General features: G+C 54.9%; 17 protein-coding genes. 8 read left to right on the top strand and 9 right to left on the bottom strand.

Annotated features, from left to right (window positions below; all coding sequences use genetic code 11):
• Positions 1–164: 164 nt before the first annotated feature.
• Together ACFQPC_RS13400 and ACFQPC_RS13395 are read right to left on the bottom strand one after the other, a co-directional pair.
• On the bottom strand, positions 165–1391 hold the full coding sequence (locus ACFQPC_RS13400; protein WP_382272421.1) for a GGDEF domain-containing protein: 1227 nt from the start codon (positions 1389–1391) through the stop codon (positions 165–167).
• 249 nt (positions 1392–1640) lie between these two features.
• Entirely contained in the window at positions 1641–3071 is a 1431-nt protein-coding gene (locus tag ACFQPC_RS13395; RefSeq protein ID WP_382272420.1) for an MDR family MFS transporter, read from the bottom strand.
• A 202-nt stretch (positions 3072–3273) separates the two neighbouring features.
• On the opposite strand from ACFQPC_RS13395, the gene ACFQPC_RS13390 reads away from it, so the two are divergent.
• On the top strand, positions 3274–3804 hold the full coding sequence (locus tag ACFQPC_RS13390; RefSeq protein ID WP_382272419.1) for a DUF3455 domain-containing protein: 531 nt from the start codon (positions 3274–3276) through the stop codon (positions 3802–3804).
• Between the two features lie 69 nt (positions 3805–3873).
• Here the strand turns inward: ACFQPC_RS13390 and ACFQPC_RS13385 are convergent, their stop codons facing one another.
• From ACFQPC_RS13385 to ACFQPC_RS13370, 4 genes are all read right to left on the bottom strand, one after another.
• Complete coding sequence (locus ACFQPC_RS13385) at positions 3874–5205, bottom strand: hemolysin family protein (protein ID WP_012081269.1); 1332 nt, start codon at positions 5203–5205, stop codon at positions 3874–3876.
• 127 nt (positions 5206–5332) lie between these two features.
• Positions 5333–5551: a DUF2905 domain-containing protein gene (locus ACFQPC_RS13380; protein WP_382272418.1), complete on the bottom strand. Its 219-nt coding sequence runs from the start codon at positions 5549–5551 to the stop codon at positions 5333–5335.
• 34 nt (positions 5552–5585) lie between these two features.
• A complete protein-coding gene (locus ACFQPC_RS13375; protein WP_382272417.1) occupies positions 5586–5780 on the bottom strand; it encodes a DUF2905 domain-containing protein in 195 nt (64 codons plus the stop codon).
• A 46-nt stretch (positions 5781–5826) separates the two neighbouring features.
• Positions 5827–6987 (bottom strand): class I SAM-dependent methyltransferase, encoded by a 1161-nt coding sequence (locus tag ACFQPC_RS13370; protein WP_382272416.1) that lies wholly within the window; start codon positions 6985–6987, stop codon positions 5827–5829.
• Positions 6988–7027: 40 nt separating this feature from the next.
• Here ACFQPC_RS13370 and ACFQPC_RS13365 point away from each other — a divergent pair, with 40 nt between their 5' ends.
• From ACFQPC_RS13365 to ttcA, 3 genes are read left to right on the top strand one after another with little or no spacing between them, the layout of a single operon-like run.
• The gene (locus ACFQPC_RS13365; protein WP_382272415.1) at positions 7028–7807 is read left to right on the top strand and encodes an SDR family oxidoreductase; all 780 of its coding nucleotides are present in this window, start codon (positions 7028–7030) and stop codon (positions 7805–7807) included.
• Positions 7808–7849: 42 nt separating this feature from the next.
• On the top strand, positions 7850–8245 hold the full coding sequence (locus tag ACFQPC_RS13360; RefSeq protein ID WP_012081273.1) for a dihydroneopterin aldolase: 396 nt from the start codon (positions 7850–7852) through the stop codon (positions 8243–8245).
• A 16-nt stretch (positions 8246–8261) separates the two neighbouring features.
• The gene (gene ttcA / locus ACFQPC_RS13355) at positions 8262–9200 is read left to right on the top strand and encodes a tRNA 2-thiocytidine(32) synthetase TtcA (protein WP_382272944.1); all 939 of its coding nucleotides are present in this window, start codon (positions 8262–8264) and stop codon (positions 9198–9200) included.
• Between the two features lie 71 nt (positions 9201–9271).
• On the opposite strand, the gene ACFQPC_RS13350 is transcribed toward ttcA, so the two are convergent.
• Both ACFQPC_RS13350 and ACFQPC_RS13345 read right to left on the bottom strand, forming a co-directional pair.
• Positions 9272–9751 carry a VOC family protein gene (locus ACFQPC_RS13350; protein ID WP_382272414.1) on the bottom strand — a complete coding sequence of 160 codons (480 nt, stop codon included), beginning with the start codon at positions 9749–9751 and terminating at the stop codon, positions 9272–9274.
• A gap of 42 nt (positions 9752–9793) precedes the next feature.
• Positions 9794–10687: a DUF6279 family lipoprotein gene (locus tag ACFQPC_RS13345; protein WP_382272413.1), complete on the bottom strand. Its 894-nt coding sequence runs from the start codon at positions 10685–10687 to the stop codon at positions 9794–9796.
• A gap of 18 nt (positions 10688–10705) precedes the next feature.
• Between ACFQPC_RS13345 and glmU the strand changes: the two genes are divergently transcribed.
• The gene (gene glmU, locus ACFQPC_RS13340) at positions 10706–12064 is read left to right on the top strand and encodes a bifunctional UDP-N-acetylglucosamine diphosphorylase/glucosamine-1-phosphate N-acetyltransferase GlmU (RefSeq protein WP_382272412.1); all 1359 of its coding nucleotides are present in this window, start codon (positions 10706–10708) and stop codon (positions 12062–12064) included.
• Positions 12065–12092: 28 nt separating this feature from the next.
• Here glmU and ACFQPC_RS13335 read toward each other — a convergent pair whose 3' ends face one another.
• Positions 12093–12566: an Lrp/AsnC family transcriptional regulator gene (locus ACFQPC_RS13335; RefSeq protein ID WP_382272411.1), complete on the bottom strand. Its 474-nt coding sequence runs from the start codon at positions 12564–12566 to the stop codon at positions 12093–12095.
• A 147-nt stretch (positions 12567–12713) separates the two neighbouring features.
• Between ACFQPC_RS13335 and glmS the strand changes: the two genes are divergently transcribed.
• From glmS to hpxZ, 3 genes are all read left to right on the top strand, one after another.
• Positions 12714–14531 carry a glutamine--fructose-6-phosphate transaminase (isomerizing) gene (gene glmS / locus ACFQPC_RS13330; protein ID WP_382272410.1) on the top strand — a complete coding sequence of 606 codons (1818 nt, stop codon included), beginning with the start codon at positions 12714–12716 and terminating at the stop codon, positions 14529–14531.
• Positions 14532–14658: 127 nt separating this feature from the next.
• Positions 14659–14880, top strand: a complete 222-nt coding sequence (locus tag ACFQPC_RS13325) for a hypothetical protein (RefSeq protein ID WP_382272409.1) — start codon at positions 14659–14661, stop codon at positions 14878–14880.
• 15 nt (positions 14881–14895) lie between these two features.
• Positions 14896–15279: an oxalurate catabolism protein HpxZ gene (hpxZ, locus tag ACFQPC_RS13320; RefSeq protein WP_382272408.1), complete on the top strand. Its 384-nt coding sequence runs from the start codon at positions 14896–14898 to the stop codon at positions 15277–15279.
• Positions 15280–15423 lie beyond the last annotated feature (144 nt).

Raw genomic sequence — 15423 nt, 5'->3', positions numbered from 1 at the left:
TACAAAGGGAATCTTTCCGTAGAACAATATTACATTTGTTAAACGGTGTCAGCGCAATTTAATTGCTCTCCCCTTCAATACGGCCACACAAAAGACACAATTCCAAGCCAAGATGCCAAACATGCAAGAGGTGAGGCCTGCGGTCAAATATCCGATTGCAAACTTCAGCCGTTCACACCATCGGCTGCCGCCGCTTCGACCACGACCTGATTGCGGCCACCCTGCTTGGCCATATACATCGCCGTATCGGTACGCGAAAACAAATCGAGCACCGATTCACCGGCAATGTATTGCGTCAGTCCGATGGAGACCGTGACACGGTTACGCAATTTGCCCTGCCAATCATGCTGTTCGATTTGCGTGCGTATGCGTTCGGAGATATTCAGCGCCGCCGAAAGTGGCGTCTCCGGCAAGACCAACAGGAATTCTTCACCGCCATAGCGCCCGAAAATATCGTGCTTGCGTACATTGCTCTCGGCCACACGGGCGAAGGTGCGCAAGACTTCATCACCGCCCAGATGACCCGCCTCGTCGTTGACGCGCTTGAAATGGTCGAGGTCAATCACCGCCAGGCACAAAGGTGCGCCACTTTCATCCGCCATCCGCTTTTGCTGCTCCAGCGCTGCGACGATATAGCGCCGGTTGAAGCAACCGAGCAAGACATCGCGGCGCGCATCTTCTTCAATATCCTTGATCTTGCGGGTCGCCTTGAACAGGGCGTTATGCAATTGCTGCATACGGCTCGCCAACACGACGAATCCGGGCAAGGTCAACAACAGGCTCAACAACAAGGCACCTTCCAGTTGCAACATCGCCCAATCGTGATACTGCTGGTAGTGCACGACAATCACCAGCAGGTAGCCGCACAGCGTCACTATCGTCAGCAAGAACATCATCTTCGGTGACACGCGATGCAAGACAAAAGTCATCGTCAGGAACAGGAAGGGCGTAAACAGGATTTGCGTTGCCGGCGCCATATACGACATCAGCAACATGATGCCGATCGCGCACAAGCTGATCGGGACGCGCAGATTCTTTTCGCGTGCGCGATTATTCCAGCCGACCAAAAAGCACAGATAGAAAAAAGATACCGTACTGGTGATCAAGACCGTCGACGTCGTCAATGCCACATGGTCAACCAGGCCATGCATATAGAAAACTGCCACGCCGACCAGGTAAAACAGGCCGAATAAGCCGATCAGCAACAGGCGCTGCAGACGTGCGTTTTGACGATTGCGGTGATTGAGTATGGTTTGGCGCCGCGCGCGTACCACATGGATTTTTGCAGACTTGGCGGATTTGGAACCATGCGGCTGGCTGTCGGGCGCGGCAGTGCGCACCGGAGCATCATCCGTCGCGGGCACAGTGTTGTGTTCGCTAATCTGTTGCATGTAAATCCGTCTGAGAAAGTCCTGCCAACTTGGTTGAGCACACCGTCCGACCGAAACAATTTACTGCCGTGATTTATTACCGCGATCTACTACTGCAATCTATTGATGCGTTGTACCGATTATGTTGTACGACTTGCTTGCTGCGGATTACAGCGAAATTCCTGCACACCTAACTAGACCATACCCGCCGGCAAAAGACACGCACTTTTATTGCCTTTTAACCATAAGTCACATTCATTTTTCTATCGCTTATTGATCTTTCGTCATGGGTTTTTCTCGCATATACCAGGCCGCGACGACGGCGATTGCGCACAGTACGGCAACCAGGAAAAAGGTTTCATTAAAAGCATTGCGATGATTGTCAGCACCCAAGGCTGACTGCGCCTGGTGCAAGGCGATACGCCATTCCAGCACTACCCCGACCAGGCTGACCCCTATCGCCCCACCCAGTTGTCGCACGAAGTTGATCGCACTCGCGCCTTGCGCCACCAGCCCGATATCCAATCCGCGCATAGCGCCCAGGCTCAGCGCCGGCAACACGAAACCCAAACCAATACGCCCGATCACCGCCCACGCCATCAATGCGAGGTAACTGGTGGCAGGCGAACCATTGGCCATTAGCGCAAAGGAGCTTGCCAACAGGAATAAGCCGATCGCCACCAATATATTGGGCGGATAGCGATCTGCCAACCGGCCGGCCAACGGTATGGTCACGGCCAGCACGATGCCGGCCGGCAGCAATACCAGGCCGGCTTGCGACGGCGCGTAATTCATCGCCATCTGCATATAAATAGGCAAAAGATAAGTCGAACCAAACAAGCCCATGCCGTAAATGAAAGCCACCAGTGCACCCATGGCAAACTGTCGATGGCGGAACAATTGCATATTCATTAAAGGCTCGGCCCTGGTCCGGGTCTGGTACAGGATGAAGCCGATTAAAGTCGCAACGCCGATCACTAGCAGGATGACCGCTTGTGGCATATCGCCACGCAACTCGACCACACCATTTAACAGGCTGACTATGCTCACACCTATCAATAACAAACCCTTCCAGTCCAGCGGCTTGTCGCTATCCGGTACCGGGGTATAAGAAGCCAGGAAGCGCTGGATCAGTACCAGCACCAGCAAACAGGGCGGCACGACGACGAAAAAGATCGAACGCCAGCCAAACAATTCAACCAGGAATCCGCCAACGCTGGGACCGACTGCAGGTGCCAACACCACGCCAAAGCCAAAGATACCCATCGCCTTGCCCTGCTCGTGCTGGTCAAACGCGCGCAAGATAACAATTGCCGGTATCGGTTGCATCACGCCGGAGGCCAGCCCTTCCAGCACCCGCATGCTGAGCAACATCGGGTAATTGATACTGAAGCCGCCCACCACACCGCCGATCAGCAGCAGGCAAATCGCGCCGCCGTAAGTGCGACGCAAGCCAAAGCGCAGCAATAGCCATGGCGTCAGCAACATCGACAAGGTCATCGCCAGCATGAAACCGGTCGAGACCCACTGCGCCCGTTCCTGCCCCAATGCGAAGTAACGGCTCAGGTCGGGGATCGCGACGTTGACGATGGTCGACGAGAGGATGGCTGCAACGCTGCCTATCATGCAGGTCAGCAAGACCAGCCATTTATAACGCGCACCATGGCGGTCGCGCAGTTCTTCCAGAGTAAGTGCTCGCATAGTGGAAGCCGGTAGCAACAAGATAAACCAGTATATAGACCTCACTGCTGCCGGCTGTAAAACCATCATTGGAAATCAGGCAAGTTTTTTGAATCTGCATGGACAGAGGGTACGTATATGGATGAGGGTGCCAGCCAGCCCTCATCCAGAGCCTATATGGCTAAACGTATTGCGAAACCCTATCCATAATCAGGAGACTTCCATGCACACAAAAATTACCCTACTCGCCGGTGTTGCCGCGCTGACACTGACAGCTTGCTCCAGCATGATGATGAGCACACCGGATGCGCCAGCCGCCGTGACAGTCCCGGCGGGCAACAAAGTCGTGATGAAGACCGTCGGTATTGGTGAGCTGACCTATCAGTGTCGCGCCAAAGCAAATATGGCAGGCGCATTCGAGTGGGTGCTGGCAGGACCGGACGCCATCTTGTATGACAGCAATAAGATGGCCGTGGGCAAATATTATGGTGGCCCGACCTGGGAAGCCAACGATGGCAGCAAAGTCACCGGCAAGCAACTGGCGGTCTCCCCTAACCCCGGTTCCATCCCGTTGCAATTGGTCCAGGCCAACCCATCCATGGGCAAGGGCGCCATGGCAGACATCACCTACATCCAGCGTCTGAATACCGTCGGTGGAGCAGCACCGGCTTCCGCCTGTGGTGCCGGCAATGTCGGTGCCAAGCAAATCGTCAAATACCAGGCCGACTACGTGTTTTACCGTGCCTCCATGTAAGTCGGGTAGCGCCAAACAAAAAGGGCCGGATAATTATCCGGCCCTTTTTAATACTGCATCAGCTCAAGCTCAACCCGCTTCGTCCGGTAACACGTCGTCCGGTCCCGGATCCAGCTTGGTAATCAACAAGCGGTCGATACGGTTGCGGTCCATATCCACCACTTCGATGCGATAGCCTTCCCACTCAAAGGAGTCAGACATTTGCGGAATGTGGCCGAGGAAGGTCATCACGAAACCGGCCAGCGTATGGTAAGTACCGGATGCTTCTTCCGGGAAGCGTACATCGGTTTCCAGCAATTCGCGGAAACGGTCGAAGGAAACGCCGCCATCGATCAGCCATGAACCATCGTCACGGCGTACACCATCGACTTCATGGTGTTCATCGATCACCGACACATCACCGACCAGGGCGCCCAGCACGTCGCTCAGGGTGACAATACCTTCGATTTCACCGTATTCATCGATGACCAGCGCCAATTCGGCGCGGTTTTTCTTCAGCGTTTCCAGCAATTGCATCGCGCTGATGGTTTCCGGCACGAACAAGGGTGGACGGGTCGCAGCAGCGATATCGACGGTATTGATGGCCTTGCCACGGATCGCCTGTTCAAACAGGCTGCCGGCGTGGACGATACCGATTACATGCGAGATATCGCCCTTGCACACCGGGAAGCGGTTGTAGGAGCTATCGGCAATCTTGGCCAGGTTCACTTCTATCGGATCTTCCAGATCGATAAAGTGCACATCCAGGCGCGGTGTCATCAGGCCGGCCACACGCTGGTCGTCCAGGCGCAGGGCGCGCGAGACGATATCGTGCTCGGTCTTTTCAAACAGGCCGGCATCGGTGCCTTCGCGGAACAAACCGGCGATTTCCTCTTCGGTCACCGCATCATCTTTCTTGTGATGCATGCCGAGCACGCGCAGGATGAATTCGGTAGTGCCGGTCAGCACTTTGACGAAAGGCCCCATCAGGCGCGACAGCCACAGCATGGGTGCAGCCACTACTGACGCGACAACTTCCGGATATTGCATCGCGATGCGCTTGGGTACCAGTTCACCCAGGATCAGCGAAGCGAAGGTAATGCCGACCACCACCACACCCAAAGCGATTTCGCGCGCATAGACGTTCAGGACGGGGATCAGGGCAACTTCAGGCGTGAGGCGTTCGACCAGCGAAGCTTCACCGAACGCACCGTTGAAAATACCGATCAGCGTAATGCCAACCTGGATGGTGGAAAGGAAGCGACTAGGACTATCGGACAGATCAAGTGCCGCTTGTGCACCCCGGCTGCCGTTTTCAGATAATTTTTGGAGACGAATACGTTTGGAGGTAACGATCGCAATTTCAGACATGGCAAAAACGCCATTGACCAGGATCAAACCCAGGATAATAAATATGTCCACTACTAAGGGAACTCGCAGTTTCTACCCGCCAGCCCTACTGTTGATAAGTCGTGAATAATATCATTAGCGCGCCAAATGCCAGAAAAATCACAAAACTAGCTGCGTGAAACGTGGGTTTTCGGGCGTTTTAGCAAAACAGGCAGGTACGTTTTACGATCTCCGCGATCAGGAAGGCAATGGCCGACCATAACACGGTGGAACCGAAGGGCAGGACAAAAATCCGGCCAAACAGCTGGAAGCGCACATCGGCAGGCAGCCGCCCCACGCCCAGCTTTTCGATCACCCACGGGATCAGGGCGTAAAACACGGTCAGACCGATAAAAATCACTGCAACCCAACGAATCATTACTTATCCCTCGCTAAACAATGCCCGAGGCCACTCAAAACAGGCGCGCCACTAAAAAAATGGCAGTAGATAACAAAACAGTAGAGGCGAATGGCAAAAAGATGGTTTTGCCAAACAGCTTGAAACGTATATCGCCGGGCAGGCGGCCTATGCCAAATTTTTCCAGCCACGGCAAAGCGGCGGAAAACACGATGACGGCAATAAAAATGGTAATAAACCAGCGCAGCATGGGCAACCTTCATGACACACCGGCAATTCCATCCGGCGTCCGGCGTTTAAAGTCGGCGGCTTTGATCCGCGCGATCGAACTGTTCGGGCAGTTGCACTCCTTTGCCCACCACCAGCACTTTGAACAACTCGCCCATTTCCGCCGGTGACGTCAATTTTTGCACCGCATTTGCCTTGGGCAGGTATGCCATATGGTCTTCCGGTGCGGTCGCCAGCAAACGATCACCCAAGCCGGCCGTCAGCAGGAAACCGGCCTGGCTCATATAAGCGACCATTTCCAGGCCGTTACGCACCGCGGCATATGCCATGCTGGTGAAATCAACGTGGGCAGTGATATCTTGCAAACCCGGCAAGTAAAACGGATCCGGATGGGAATGATGTCGATAGTGGCACATCAGCGTACCTTCGACGCGCTGGTCCAGATAGTATTCACTGGCCGGGAAGCCGTAATCGATCAGGATCGCCGCCCCGCCCTTGCCCGCTTGCTCGAAACCGGCCGTCAGCATGGTCGCCAGCGTATGCATGAAGCCGGCCGCGATCGGATGCACCTCGGTCAGGTAGCCGACCGGCAACCCAGCCGCATCCGGTATTTGCGTGATCAGCTCCTGGTCGCAGGGACGATCGGCGAAGACAAAGCGGCCATTTTCAACACTGACCCCGCGCTCCAGCCATTCCGTTTCACCTTTGACAACCAGTGACACCGGCATCGCATCCAGCACTTCATTGCCCAGTACGACGCCGGAAAATGCCGAAGGAAAGTCATCCAGCCATGTTACTTGCGGGAAACCAGCCAGGGTTTGCTGCTGGCGCGCGCGCAATTCGCCTGACAGCTCAACGATGGAATAACGTTCGAGCGGAATACCGGCCGCCGCGCATTCGGTCAGGATATCCAGTGCCAGTTTGCCGGTGCCGGCGCCGAATTCGAGGATTTGCGGCGCGCTTTGGGCCATCAGCTCACCGGCGGCATGCGCCAGTGTTTCACCAAAAAGCGACGTAATTTCGGGCGCGGTTGTAAAATCACCGTCTTTGCCAAGTTTTGCAGCACCGCCGCTGTAATAACCGACATCCGGCGCATACAGTGCCAGCTCCATATAACGGGCGAAAGAAATCCAGCCCGCATGACGGTTAATTTCGTCAGCAATCAGGTTCTGGAGCGTATTGGACGCGGATAATGCGTCCGAAGAAGGTTCTGGGAGTTGCAGTTGCATGGCGGTATTGTAGAGAAATCAGCGAAACACACAACCATTCATGTCCACAGATAAGCAAACGTCATTGAAAAAGACCGCCCTCGTGACCGGTGCCGCCAGACGCATCGGCCGCACGATTGCGCTCGCGCTGGCGCAAGGCGGCTGGGATGTGGTGGTGCATTACTCACGCTCGGAGCGCGAAGCGCAGGCGACCGTTGCCGATATCAGCGCGCTCGGCCGACGCGCGATTGCCCTGCAATGCGACCTCGCGGATGAAGCTGCGGTGAAAACCTTATTGAGCCGCGCCACTGCACAGTTGGGACCGATTTCCTGCGTCGTCAATAATGCTTCGCTATTTGATTACGACAGCGCCGCTGATTTTTCCGCCGCCACGCTGGATGCGCATATGCACACCAATCTGGCCGCTCCCATCCTGCTGGCGCAAGCGCTGCACCAGGCCACACCGGAAGGCGCGCAAGCGGTCGTGGTTAACCTGCTGGATCAAAAGCTGTTTAACCTGAATCCCGATTTCCTGTCTTACACCTTGTCGAAAGCCGCGCTGCACACCGCCACCACCATGCTGGCGCAGGCCCTCGCGCCCAAGGTAAGGGTGGTCGGCGTGGCGCCCGGCATTACGCTGGTTTCCGGCGACCAGAGCGAAGCAGAATTCGAACGCGCGCACCAGGTCACGCCGCTGGGCCGTTCCAGCACGCCCGACGATATCGCTCATGCAGTGCGCTTCGTCGTTGAAGCGCAGGCAATGACCGGCACCACCCTGCTGGTCGATGGCGGCCAGCACCTGATCCCATTACAACGCGACGTGATGTTTGTCGCATCCTGACCAATCCAGATTTTTCACCTGCAAGACAACCGGTTTACTTATATGAATTCGTTCCTGTTCCATCCACAACTCGCCGACTGCCGCCGCCTCTTCCTGCGCAACTACGAAGTACAAATCAATATCGGCGTGCACGAGTTTGAAAAAAAAGGGGAACAGCGCGTCCTGATCAACGTCGACCTGTTCATTCCGCTGAAGGAATCGACGCCGACCGCAGACAACCTGGATGAAGTGGTCGACTACGATTACATGCGCAGCACCATCGCCAAGCGCATGGCGGAAGGCCATATCCATTTGCAGGAAACCCTGTGTGACGACGTGGTCAAAGCCATGCTGGCGCACCCGAAAGTCCGCGCCGCACGCGTTTCAACCGAAAAGCCTGACGTCTATCCTGATTGCGAATCGGTAGGCGTCGAGGTCTTCCAGATCAAGGGGAACTAAGGTGTCACAAGCCCTTATGAATACGGCTGCTGCCGCTGCGGAAACCGATGCCGCATTGAGCTTCAAGCAAAACGAAAAGATCGTTTACGAAAACAACAAGCTGCACAAACGCCTGTGCCGCCAGGTCGGCCAGGCCATCGGCGACTTCAATATGATAGAAGACGGCGACAAGGTCATGGTTTGCCTGTCCGGCGGCAAGGATAGCTATGCACTGCTGGATATCCTGATGACGCTGCGCGAACGCGCACCGATCAAGTTCGACATCGTCGCCGTCAACCTCGACCAGAAACAACCGAACTTCCCGGACCACATCCTGCCGGCTTACCTGAAGCAACTGGACATCCCTTTCCACATCGAAAACCAGGATACCTATAGCATCGTCAAACGCCTGATCCCGGAAGGCAAGACCACTTGCTCGCTATGCTCGCGCCTGCGCCGCGGCATCCTGTACCGGGTCGCCGATGAACTCGGCGCGAACAAAATCGCCCTCGGCCATCACCGCGACGACATCATGGAAACCTTTTTCCTGAATATGTTCTTCGGCGCGAAGATCAAGGGCATGCCGCCGAAGCTGCAATCCGATGACGGCAAGCACATCGTGATCCGCCCGCTGGCCTATGTGAAAGAAGCCGATACCGAGCGCTATGCGGCGGTCAAAAACTTCCCCATCATCCCGTGCGATTTGTGCGGCAGCCAGGAAAACCTGCAACGCAAACAAATCAAGGGCATGCTGCGCGAATGGGAAAAGAAATTCCCCGGCCGCGTCGATAATATTTTCTCATCGCTCTCGACCGTAGTGCCATCACATTTGATGGACAAGGAATTGTTTGGCTTTGCTGATTTGAAGGCGACCGGCGTAGCGATGGCCAATGGCGATATCGCATTTGACGAAGAACCGTGCTCAACCGGCAGCACCAGCATCCCCGGCATCATCCCGCTGCGCGCAGACGACTAAGGCGGCTTAACGCACCAGCGATCCGGCACGCCTGGCCGTGCCGGTGATTTACCCGCGTTTGTTTAAGATAATCAGCCGCGACGCGCAGCTTCAATTGCAGCGATATCGATCCTGGTCATCTGCATCATGGCTTCGAAGGCGCGCCCGGCGGCGGCACGATCAGGATTAGCGATCGCTGCAGTCAACGCACGTGGCGTAATCTGCCACGACACCCCCCACTTATCCTTGCACCAGCCGCAAGCGCTTTCCTGTCCGCCGTTGCCGACAATTGCATTCCACAAGCGGTCTGTTTCCGCCTGATCGTCAGTGGCGACCTGGAATGAAAACGCTTCATTGTGTTTGAACGTCGGCCCGCCATTCAAACCCAGGCATGGAATACCCATCACGTTGAATTCAACCGTCAACACATCACCTTCCTTGCCGGACGGAAAATCGCCGGGTGCACGATAAACCGCGCCGACGGTGGTATCAGGAAAGGTCAGCGCATAAAACTTTGCCGCATCAAGCGCGGTACCGTCATACCAGAGACAAATCGTGTTTTTCGCGACCATTTTGATTCTCCATATTTAAACAGATAACAAAAATGCTGGCCATCAAACCGCCTTGGCTGCCAGCTTACTAAAGTCATTCACCCAATCCTGCAGGGTTTGCACAAAATAGTTTTTTTGTTTGGGCGTCGCCATCTGCATGATGCCGGCCACCATATGGGCATTCGCGGCATTTGATTGCTCAAAGAAAGCCTTGTGCTGCGGATTGCCGAAACGATCCATCGTGGCGTTGACGTACTTCTTCAGCATGGCAACGGTGGCTTCCTTACCCGGTTTTTCCGTCTGTATTTTTTTCAGCAAATCGATCAGTGCCTGCTGCCTGTGCATGCGCTCTGCCATCAATAACTCATTATTCAGGGGACGTGCATCAGACAAACCGCGGATGGCTGCTTCCTGTTCACGGCTGAAACCACCGAACCAGTATTGCGCCTGCTGCAATGCCTTACGATAACGGAACTCTTGCCGTTCTTCTGTACTACCGACCAGATATTCCTTGCGGAACTTGTCATTGTTTTTGGCGAATTTCTTTTCGATATTGGCGATTTGCTCTGCCGTCAGCGATAACGTCAGGTCGGCAAAATCAGGGGCCGCCTTGTCTGTAATGTCCAATACCTTGGCCGTCGCATCACGGTAATCGCCCAATAAATCAGCTTGTGTCACTGCGCCGAAATCACGATGCTGCATGCGATTGATCAATTGCACGTATTCCTTGAGCTGGGTTTTGCGATGCCAGGCAAAGACCTTGTCGATGCGCTGTTTAACCCATTGCTTCTGCGAACTATCGAAGTCGACATAGCTATCCAGCCACCAATAGGAAATGGTCTCGCCATTGCTATAACCGAGGCGCGCGGCGCTGCAACCAAGCAACAGCAAGGCTATGCCGCAGATTGCTGCTTTTTTTGCAAAATGGCTAAAGGGACGCGTGATAAAATTTTGCATTCTTTTAACTGGCTTCCTATGAATATCGTCATTCTTGCTGCAGGTATGGGAAAGCGCATGCAATCTGCGCTGCCGAAAGTGCTACATCCTTTGGCGGGCAAGCCACTGCTATCCCACGTGATTGATACTGCGCGGCAATTGTCGCCGTCGCACTTGTGTGTCATCTATGGCCACGGCGGCGAACAAGTGCCGCAATTGCTGCAAGCCGGGGATCTGTCATTTGCCAAGCAGGAACCACAACTGGGTACCGGGCATGCCGTGATGCAGGCGGTACCGCAATTAGATGATCATACGCCGACGCTGATTTTGTATGGCGACGTGCCGCTGACCACCGCCGCTTCGCTACAGCGTCTGTTGGACAGCGCCGGTAACGATAAGTTGGGGATATTGACCGTCAACCTCGGCAATCCAACTGGCTATGGTCGCATCGTCCGTGAAAATGGCGCTATTACCCGGATAGTCGAGCAAAAAGACGCCAAACCGGCCGAGCTCGAAATCAATGAAATCAATACCGGCATCATGGTTGCGCCTACGGCAGCGCTCAAACGCTGGCTGGCCAAGTTGTCCAATAACAATGCGCAAGGCGAGTATTACCTGACAGACATTGTCGCCAGCGCAGTCTCAGACGGAGTGCCGGTCGTTTCGGCACAACCCGATCACGAGTGGGAAACCCATGGCGTCAACAGCAAGGTGCAACTGGCCGAACTGGAACGCATCCATCAGCACAACATCGCGCATGCGCTGCTGGAACAAGGCGTAACCCTGGCCGATCCGGCGCGCATAGACATACGCGGCACCCTGACCTGCGGTCGCGACGTGACGATCGATGTCGGTTGTGTATTCGAAGGTGATGTCAGCCTGGCGGACGGCGTGCGCATCGATGCCAACTGCGTGATCCACAATTCCACCATCGGTGCACGCAGCCATGTGCGGCCTTACAGCCATTTTGAAAATGCGGTGGTCGGCGCGGAATGCATCATCGGCCCTTATGCGCGCCTGCGTCCCGGCACCGTACTGGCGGAAGACGTACACATCGGCAATTTCGTCGAAGTCAAAAACAGCGACATCGCCGCGCACAGCAAAGCCAATCATTTGACCTATATCGGCGACTCGACGGTCGGCTCACGCGTCAACATCGGTGCCGGCACGATTACCTGCAACTACGATGGCGTCAACAAATCACGCACCATCATAGAAGACGATGTCTTCGTTGGCAGCGCAACGCAATTGATAGCACCGATACGCGTCGGCAAAGGCGCAACACTGGGCGCAGGTACGACGCTGACCAAGGATGCACCGGCCGACAAACTGACTGTTTCACGCGCCAAGCAAATCACTGTCGACAGTTGGCAACGTCCGGTCAAGATCAAGAAGTAAGTATCGCCGTGACGCCATTGCGGTGGAATTAAACCGCGATGCGCGTCTCGAATTTGCTGCGATTGATAGAAAAGAAACTGCGCACATTGCGTACATTCGCATGCGTGGCAAACAGGCGATGCGCCAGGGCGTGGTATGCCTGCATATCCGCCACCTGCACCACCAATACGAAATCCGGCCCGGGTGACACCCGATAACATTGCAGTACGGCGCTCTCCTGCGCGACCAATGCTTCGAACTCGACTTGCTGCTCGTCGGCTTGCTTGTCCAGCGTAATTTCGACTATCGAAGTCAGCCCCGCACCCACCATCTGTGGTGCCACGATCGCGACCTGGCGCTCTATCACCCCGGCGTCTATCAGGCGCTTGACGCGACGCAGGCAGGTCGGGGGCGATGCGTGTACAGCGGCCGCCAGATCGTTATTGGTCTGCGAGGCATCCATTTGCAAGGCATTCAGGATACGCCTGTCCAATTCATCCAAATCCAATTGCTTATTGATCATTTATTTAAAATATTTCATTTATTTGAATTTATATTTCACTATATATCATCAACGAAATAATAAGCCAATTATTAATAAATTTCGGAATCTTATTTCATTTGCCTTTCGCTAGTATTGTGAAATTCATTCAAATACAACGAGGTTCCTATGTGCGGTATCGTCGGCGCAGTCGCTCAACGCAATATCACTCCTATTCTGGTCGAAGGCCTTAAACGACTCGAATACCGCGGTTACGACTCCTGCGGCATCGCGCTGCATGTAGACGGCAAGCTGGAGCGCGCCCGCAGTACCGCACGCGTGGCGGAACTGGAAAAGCAAATCGCCAAGGAACACCTGTCCGGCTTTACCGGCATTGCCCACACCCGTTGGGCCACCCACGGCGCACCGGCTTCGCACAATGCGCATCCGCATTTTTCGCGCGATCGCATCGCACTCGTACACAACGGCATCATCGAAAACCATGATGAGCTGCGCGACGAATTGCAAACCCTGGGCTATGTGTTTGAAAGCCAGACCGATACTGAAGTGATCGCCCACCTGGTTGATCATCTGTATACCGGCGACTTATTCGAAACCGTACAAACCGCAACCAAGCGCCTGAACGGTGCTTTTGCGATTGCCGTCTTCAGCCGCGATGAACCGCATCGCGTCGTCGGTGCACGTCGTGGTTCACCACTGATCGTCGGTGTCGGCGACGGCGAAAACTTCCTGGCCTCAGATGCGCTGGCGCTGGCCGGCACTACCGACCAAATCATTTACCTGGAAGAAGGCGATGTAGTTGACCTGCAATTGCAACGCGTATGGATCGTTGATGAAAACGGCAAGCAGGTAGAACGCGAAATCAAAACCGTGCACGCGCATACCGGCGCGGTCGAACTCGGCCCTTATCGCCACTACATGCAAAAGGAAATCTTCGAACAGCCACGTGCAATCTCCGACACACTGGAAGGCATCACGGCCATCACGCCTGAAATTTTCGGCGACAAGGCATATGGCATTTTCAAGAAAATAGATTCAGTACTGATCCTCGCCTGTGGCACCAGCTACTACTCGGGCATGACGGCGAAGTACTGGATAGAAGCAGTGGCCGGTGTCACCTGTAATGTGGAAATCGCCAGCGAATATCGTTACCGCGACAGCGTACCGAATCCGAATTCGCTGGTTGTCACCATCTCACAAAGCGGTGAAACCGCCGATACGCTGGCCGCATTGCGCCATGCGCAAGCACAAGGCATGCGTCATACACTGACCATCTGCAATGCAGCTACCAGCGCGATGGTGCGTGAATGTGAGCTGGCCTACATCACACGCGCCGGTGTCGAAGTCGGCGTTGCCTCGACCAAAGCCTTCACTACACAGCTGGCAGCCCTGTTCCTGTTGACGCTATCGCTGGCGCAAGTCAAAGGCCGCCTCAGCGATGAGCAGGAAGCTGCACAACTGAAAGCCATGCGCCACCTGCCATCCGCAATTACGGCCGTACTCGCACTGGAACCGCAAATCATTGCGTGGGCGGAAGCCTTTGCACGCAAGGAAAACGCTCTCTTCCTCGGCCGTGGCCTGCATTATCCGATCGCACTGGAGGGCGCATTGAAACTGAAAGAAATTTCATACATCCACGCTGAAGCATATCCGGCGGGTGAATTGAAACACGGTCCGCTCGCACTCGTGACCGAAGAAATGCCGGTCGTCACGGTTGCGCCTAACGATCCGATGATAGAAAAACTGAAATCGAATATGCAGGAAGTCCGTGCGCGCGGCGGCGAACTATATGTCTTCGCCGACGCCGACTCACGCATCACTTCAGGACCGGGCTTGCACGTGATCCGCCTGCCGGAACACTATGGCTTGCTGTCACCTATCCTGCATGTAGTGCCATTGCAATTGCTGGCTTATCACACGGCACTCGCACGCGGCACCGACGTCGACAAGCCGCGTAATCTGGCGAAATCGGTGACGGTAGAGTAAGGGCATCTACACAGCACAGGAACGGTGACGAATTTCGTACCCCGTTCCGGATTCCATATCCGCCCAACCCAAGCGGCGCACTTGGCTGTAACAGCTAGCTGTCGATCATCCTTTTCTGGAGAAGCTTGTGCAAAATCCAATCGAACGCCTGGTCACCCTCGAATACGCAATCAGGCAATCAATGACTGTGCGCGAAGACCAGGACGAGCCTGCCGAGCCGCAGCATATTGAAGAAGCTGCGCAATGCGGAATCACAGTCGACGATGCAATGAGCAAAGGGGATTTGCTGAATGCGGTGCAAACCCTGCATCGGGCCAGCCAAAAGAACGCCAATACCAAAAGAACCTGAAGAGGACGAGCTGCAATGGAATATGCAATCAACCTGCCGGAAGTGGTCGCCGAAGTTACTGCGGCTTTCCAGCGTTATGAAGCAGCACTGACCGGCAACGATGTGGCGGTACTGGACGAACTGTTCTGGAATAATCCGAACACGCTACGCTATGGCGCCGGTGAAAACTTGCTGGGGTATGAGGCGATCAAGGCATTCCGGCTGGCGCGACCATCCAAAGGCCTGGAACGTGATTTGATGAATACGGTGATTACGACTTACGGCCGCGACTATGCGACTGCCAATACCGAATTTACCCGCAAGGGCGAAACCCGGATCGGTCGACAAAGCCATACCTGGTTACGCCTGCCGGAAGGCTGGCGCATCGTGGCAGCACATGTATCGCTGATATCGGCATAAAGAGCGACGACCATCGACACCTTCAATGTCGCTTGGACTGGCTCTTTATATAGCGCTTCTTGAGATCATCGACGATCTCTACCAACAGATACAAGCCACTGAATATCCAGAGTGGCAGAAGTAAACAACAGAGTGCGTAAAGTA

This window comes from Herminiimonas glaciei, assembly GCF_042664955.1.
Taxonomy (GTDB): domain Bacteria; phylum Pseudomonadota; class Gammaproteobacteria; order Burkholderiales; family Burkholderiaceae_D; genus Oxalicibacterium; species Oxalicibacterium glaciei.
Note: the sequence above shows the minus strand (reverse complement) of the source record. Positions and strands in the feature narration are given on the sequence as shown.

Coding starts and splice junctions, on each gene's coding strand:
- ACFQPC_RS13400 (WP_382272421.1), bottom strand. CDS start 1,391: ATGCAACAGATTAGCGAACACAACACTGTGCCCGCGACGGATGATGCT.
- ACFQPC_RS13395 (WP_382272420.1), bottom strand. CDS start 3,071: ATGCGAGCACTTACTCTGGAAGAACTGCGCGACCGCCATGGTGCGCGT.
- ACFQPC_RS13390 (WP_382272419.1), top strand. CDS start 3,274: ATGCACACAAAAATTACCCTACTCGCCGGTGTTGCCGCGCTGACACTG.
- ACFQPC_RS13380 (WP_382272418.1), bottom strand. CDS start 5,551: ATGATTCGTTGGGTTGCAGTGATTTTTATCGGTCTGACCGTGTTTTAC.
- ACFQPC_RS13375 (WP_382272417.1), bottom strand. CDS start 5,780: ATGCTGCGCTGGTTTATTACCATTTTTATTGCCGTCATCGTGTTTTCC.
- ACFQPC_RS13370 (WP_382272416.1), bottom strand. CDS start 6,987: ATGCAACTGCAACTCCCAGAACCTTCTTCGGACGCATTATCCGCGTCC.
- ACFQPC_RS13365 (WP_382272415.1), top strand. CDS start 7,028: ATGTCCACAGATAAGCAAACGTCATTGAAAAAGACCGCCCTCGTGACC.
- ACFQPC_RS13360 (WP_012081273.1), top strand. CDS start 7,850: ATGAATTCGTTCCTGTTCCATCCACAACTCGCCGACTGCCGCCGCCTC.
- ttcA (WP_382272944.1), top strand. CDS start 8,262: ATGAATACGGCTGCTGCCGCTGCGGAAACCGATGCCGCATTGAGCTTC.
- ACFQPC_RS13350 (WP_382272414.1), bottom strand. CDS start 9,751: ATGGTCGCGAAAAACACGATTTGTCTCTGGTATGACGGTACCGCGCTT.
- ACFQPC_RS13345 (WP_382272413.1), bottom strand. CDS start 10,687: ATGCAAAATTTTATCACGCGTCCCTTTAGCCATTTTGCAAAAAAAGCA.
- glmU (WP_382272412.1), top strand. CDS start 10,706: ATGAATATCGTCATTCTTGCTGCAGGTATGGGAAAGCGCATGCAATCT.
- ACFQPC_RS13335 (WP_382272411.1), bottom strand. CDS start 12,566: ATGATCAATAAGCAATTGGATTTGGATGAATTGGACAGGCGTATCCTG.
- glmS (WP_382272410.1), top strand. CDS start 12,714: ATGTGCGGTATCGTCGGCGCAGTCGCTCAACGCAATATCACTCCTATT.
- hpxZ (WP_382272408.1), top strand. CDS start 14,896: ATGGAATATGCAATCAACCTGCCGGAAGTGGTCGCCGAAGTTACTGCG.